Consider the following 5,637-nt stretch of genomic DNA (forward strand, 5'->3'; position numbering starts at 1 on the left):
CATAAAGATTTGAAACTTCTACCATTTTATAACCACCCTAATACTAATTCAAATGTTATTAACAATGAAATTGAAAGGAGATATATTATATTTATTATACTAATTCATGGCCAATCATAATTACTAATAACATATAATAAAGATTATATAATATCTTATTTATGATAATATAAATAGTTTTGGTTAATAATAGAGAAATCTCTTAAAAATAATGAAAATATTTCAAATATAGATAATTAAAATAGTTTTAAAAATAATAAACTAAAAAAAAAAAAATAATAAAAAATAAAATAAATATTTTAAGAAATAAAAATAAAATAATGTTTTAAGAAATAAAAAATAAATTTTTTAAAAAATAAAAAAATATTTTGAGTTAAAGCTCTAAACCAACTGCATCAAAAACATTTTCAAGACTTTTTACTTCTTCCATAACATCATCAGGGATTTTTTGATCAACAGTTAGAATCATTATGGCATTTCCACCAGCTATATCCCTACCAACCTGCATAGTTCCAATATTTATATTTTTTTCACCTAATTTTGTTCCAATAGTACCTATAGCTCCAGGAATATCATTATATTTAGATATAAACATGTGCCCCTCAGGTTTTACATCAACCCAATAATCATTAATTTTTATAATAGCAGGCTCATATAAATCAGTACCTTCTACTGAAAATTCATCATCATCAGTAATTGCCTTAACTTTTACTGATGAATCATAACCTTTAGAATCACAGGTTTTTCCTTCAGTTATACTAATTCCTCTTTCTTGAGCAATAGTTGGAGCATTAATCATATTAACTGGATCAATTAAAACATGGTTAAGGGCACCTTGAAGAACTGTTCTTGTTAATATATCATGATGAGGGATTTCACTAAGTTCTCCACAATAAACAATTTCGATTTCTTTTATCTGGCCATTAATAGATTGGGAAACAAAACTTCCTAATTTTTTACACAATGCAACATAAGGTTTTATCTCTTCATAAGTTTTTGAATCAACCACAGGCATGTTTAAAACATTTTTTGGAGCCCTACCATTTAAAACTTCAATTACTTCATTAGCTACAATAATAGCTGCATCTCTTTGAGCTTCTTTAGTTGAAGCTGCAATATGAGGAGTTAAAACAATATTATCTAATTCAAATAGTTTACTCATTTTAGGAGGTTCTTCTTCATAAACATCAAGAGCAGCACCACCAAGTTTATCATTACTTAATGCATCATATAATGCATCTTCATCAATAATACCGCCCCTTGCACAATTTACAATAAATGCATCATCTTTCATAATATCTAATTCTTTTTTAGATATTAGATGCTTAGTTTCAGGAGTTAAAGGAACATGAATAGTTATGAAATCTGCTTTTTTTAATACTGTTTCAAGATCAGCAAGTTCAACACCCATTTGTTTAGCTATTTCCTTAGGCAAATATGGATCATATACAATTGCGTCCATTTCAAATGCTTTACAACGACTTACTACTTGAGAACCTATCCTACCCATTCCCACTACACCAAGAGTTTTATTTCTTAGTTCAACACCCATAAATCTGCTTTTTTCCCATTTATCTTCCTTAACAGATTTATCGGCAATAGCTATTTTTCTTGCAGAAGTTAACATCATGCCCATTGTATGTTCAGCTACAGTGATTGAAGTTGATTCAGGAGCATTTACTACCATTATACCCTTTTCAGTAGCAGCTTCTACATCAACATTATCTACACCCACACCAGCCCTGGCTATTATTTTAAGTTTATCTGCTTTTTCGATTACTTCACGAGTTACTTTAGTTCTACTTCTAACAATTATTGCTTCATATTCTGATATAGTATTAAGTAACTCTTCCGGAGTTATATCTGTGTCAACAACAACTTCAGCCACTTCTTTTAAATTATCAATACCTTTTTGGTTTATTGAATCTGCAACTATTACCTTCATTAAATTCACCTGTATAAACTTTAAACATTAACTATTAAGAAAAATAATGCATAAAATGCATAAAAAACATAATATCCGATACTATAAATTAATTATCTTACAATTAAAATTGATTTTATAAAATATTTAAATTTATAAAATAAAAAATATTAATTTTAGAATAAAATAATATAAATATCGATTCTATTACACCATAAACAAAATTTTAATTTTAGAATAATATAAAATATTATGAATATAGTATAAAATTTTAATTTTATTATTTTAGAATATTTTATTATTTTTTATTAAAATAATAATTTTATATAATATTTTATAATATTTTAACTATTTTATACTATTTTTATACTATTTTTATACTATTTTAGTTTTATACTATTTTAAAATAGTTTATAATTAAAATTGTTTATAATATTAAAATTTTATATAATACTTAGCACTAAAGAATATATTTTTATATTTCTATTTAACTACACTAATAAATATTACTTATCATTAAATAAAAGTATTAAATTTACAAAATTCATAAATATAAAAATAAATAAAATAAACACTAATAAAAATGAATAAAAATAAATATATTTTAAATAAAAAGATATTGATGTGATAAAATGGTATTAGTAGAAGAATTTATTATTTCAAGTGCGAATGATGTTCCAGGATACAAAATTATTGAAACAAAAGGATTTGCTTATGGTTTAACTGTAAGAAGTAGGGGTTTAGGAGGCCAACTTGGAGGAGAACTTAGATCAATATTAGGTGGAGAAATAAAAGAATATCAAGAAATGATGGAAGAATCTAGAGATAAAGCTTTGAACAAATTAATAGATCATGCTAAGACAATGGGAGCTAATGCATTAATAGCTGTTCGTTATGATTCCGATGCAGTAGCCACAAATATGCAGGAAATTTTAGCTTATGGAACTGCAGTTGTAGTAGAAAAAGAATAGATATAAACTTTATGATATCGTTATAAAGACTAAAAAATAAAATTAGTATTAAAGTAATTCTATTTTAATTGAAAAGATAAAATAATATGGCATACTAAGCTCCAAAACTCTTATTTAACTACATAAATTAACTAAGAGGCTAGTAATGCAAATAATTAATATAATGAAAACATCAAGCAAAAATGCTTTCAAATTATATGACATACTATCACCCCTATTATGTTTATAATAAGAAAAGTCATTAGGTGTATGACTTCTCCAAAAAAAATTCAACAACTTAGGAGCTTAGTAATACAATTATATAGATATGTAATAAAAAATATATAAATATTACCATGTCTAAAATTAGTAATAAAAATAAAAAAAATTTAAATAATAAAAAATTAATATAATTAAATAGGTGTATGACTTTGAGATTCATTTAAAAAAATGAGTCTCACTCCTTTTTTTAAAAATTACAATATAAAGAAAATTTTATTTTTAATATTAAAATCAATATAATTCTAATTTTCTATATCTTCTAACTATATTCATTTCCTTGAAAAATGATAATAATAAAAAAAATAATTTATAAAAAAATAATTTATAAAAAAAATATAAAAATATTTAATATTTTAAGGTGATTATAATTTTCAATGATAATCTAATATTTAAAAATAAAGAAATTCCAAGAATAATCTTAGGAAGTGCACCCTTTACATCAGAAAGTTATTTTGGACATAGATCCAGATTATATCACCTTGATTTAGAAATAAACTCCGATAATGTAGCAAAAATAATAAAAAAAGCTAATGAAAATGGAGTAAATGCTATAAATTTAGTAAATAATGATAATTTAATAGAAAGCTATGAAAAAGTGATAGAAAATAAAGAAATAACTGTTATAGGGACTATAGGCAAGTCAAAAATTGATTATGTTAATCCAAATTATGAAAAAGCAAAAAATGTCAATTGGAAGGAAGATATAAATCTTTTATCTAAATATAATTGTCCCATAATGCTTATTGATGAATTCATAACTGATAGCTATGATTTCGAATTAATTGAAAAAATATTAAAAGAAATTAAAAGTAAGGGATCTTTTGCAGGACTCATAACAGCATATCCATTTAGAACTACTGAAAAATTATTAAAATCCCCTATTTTGGATTTATTCGACTTTTATATGGTTCCTATAAATAAACTGGGATATATGATGGATACTAAGGTTTTTATGGATAAAGAAAGAGATAATTTAGCTAATCTATTAAAAAAAATAGACAAAAAAATAATTGTTAATAAAATTTTGGCTTGTGGTATACAACAAGTAGAAGAAGCATTTAATTTTTTAAAAAAATTGGACTATGTAGATATGGTTACAATTGGAGTAGCTAGTGAAAAAGAAGCAGAAATTGACTTTAAGCTATTAAAAGATATTTAAAACTTTTTATAAAAATATATCTTTTAAAATTAATATATAACTAATTTTCTCTTCTTTCTTTGACTAAATTTAAAAATTCCTTAGAATCTTCTGCCTCTTTTAATTCCCAAGATCTTATAACTGGTATACCTTCTAATGAATCCTTAATTTTCTTATTATTAACAATGAAAAAAGATTCAGAATCAGTTATTAGCGAAAGATCTTTTAAGCTAATGGCCATTTTATGAAGAGTTTTTTCAGGCCTATTAGATTCTAAGCTAGCTATTAATGGATTTTCTTCTTTTGAAAATTCATCAAAATTTTTTTCTATAGCTAATGCATCAAAAGGAGTTTTTTTAGTTTCAAGAACTCCAAATCCCAAATTAGTTAAATCTTTTGTTTTCTCATTTTGTATAGATGCATCATTAATAATTGTAAAATCTGTTTTTTCTTTTGGAGCTTCAAATAAGTCAATATCAACTGTAATTTTCATATTCAAAAGATCTTCAAGAATTAAAGCTGTTTCCGGATTAGCCCTAACAATGTCATTTTCATATTTATATATAGTTTCTCTTGAAACATGAGCAAGATCCGCTAAATCTTTAAGAGATAGAGAATATTCTTCCCTATATTCTTTTAGAAGATTTCCATTAATATTAACGTAATAACCACCCCTATCAGCTAAAAATTCAGGATAATCATCATATAGAACTATATTTTTTAGGGTATCAATGCCTATAACTGGAAGACCATGCCTTTCATATACTACATCTTCTTCAAGTTTTTGTGTTTTAGATTTTACTCCAACAACAAGAGGAGATGCAAGGAAAGTACTAGCTACTTTTCTTATTTCTTGAACATGTGATTCATTAAGACTATCCACATTGACCAATACTTTTAAAAGAATTAAAAGTAGTTTTTTTCGAGCTGCCATATCAAAACAACTTTGATAATAAACTTGTGAAGTCTCAAATCCTCCCCCACTCAATAGGTGACTTATTTCCTGTATAACTTGTTTTCTATTTAAAGTTTCCATGAGAAAACCTCAAAATATAGCTTAAATATATTATTAATATTAATTAAATTTATAAATAACTCATTATAAATAAGCCATATACTATAACCACTTATAATTAGAAATTTATAAAAAATGCCGATATTTTAAAATTTATAAAAAATATCTATTTATTCTCTAAATATATTTAATTTATAATATAAATATTACTTTTTATTACTATTACATATATTATAATAATCTATAATTCCAATTTACAATCATTATAAAAATCTATAATTCCAATTTACAATCATTATAAAAAACTATAATTCCAATTTACAATCAT

At 24.0% G+C, this 5,637-nt stretch carries 4 protein-coding genes; 2 read left to right on the top strand and 2 right to left on the bottom strand.

All coding sequences use genetic code 11. The features are described 5' to 3' along the window. Positions 1–373: 373 nt before the first annotated feature. On the bottom strand, positions 374–1,945 hold the full coding sequence (gene serA, locus Q0087_RS01520) for a phosphoglycerate dehydrogenase (protein ID WP_297897743.1): 1,572 nt from the start codon (positions 1,943–1,945) through the stop codon (positions 374–376). A 611-nt stretch (positions 1,946–2,556) separates the two neighbouring features. On the opposite strand from serA, the gene Q0087_RS01525 reads away from it, so the two are divergent. Further along, complete coding sequence (locus Q0087_RS01525; protein ID WP_297897746.1) at positions 2,557–2,895, top strand: heavy metal-binding domain-containing protein; 339 nt, start codon at positions 2,557–2,559, stop codon at positions 2,893–2,895. A 619-nt stretch (positions 2,896–3,514) separates the two neighbouring features. Beyond that, positions 3,515–4,315: a hypothetical protein gene (locus Q0087_RS01530; RefSeq protein ID WP_297897749.1), complete on the top strand. Its 801-nt coding sequence runs from the start codon at positions 3,515–3,517 to the stop codon at positions 4,313–4,315. A gap of 40 nt (positions 4,316–4,355) precedes the next feature. Here the strand turns inward: Q0087_RS01530 and Q0087_RS01535 are convergent, their stop codons facing one another. Next, positions 4,356–5,330, bottom strand: a complete 975-nt coding sequence (locus Q0087_RS01535; RefSeq protein WP_297897752.1) for a transcriptional regulator — start codon at positions 5,328–5,330, stop codon at positions 4,356–4,358. Positions 5,331–5,637: the final 307 nt, after the last annotated feature.

The organism is uncultured Methanobrevibacter sp., assembly GCF_937881195.1.
Taxonomy (GTDB): domain Archaea; phylum Methanobacteriota; class Methanobacteria; order Methanobacteriales; family Methanobacteriaceae; genus Methanobinarius.

Bases quoted from the DNA above. Each gene is read 5' to 3' on its own strand.
- serA (WP_297897743.1), bottom strand. From the start codon at position 1,945: ATGAAGGTAATAGTTGCAGATTCAATAAACCAAAAAGGTATTGATAAT.
- Q0087_RS01535 (WP_297897752.1), bottom strand. From the start codon at position 5,330: ATGGAAACTTTAAATAGAAAACAAGTTATACAGGAAATAAGTCACCTA.
- Q0087_RS01525 (WP_297897746.1), top strand. From the start codon at position 2,557: ATGGTATTAGTAGAAGAATTTATTATTTCAAGTGCGAATGATGTTCCA.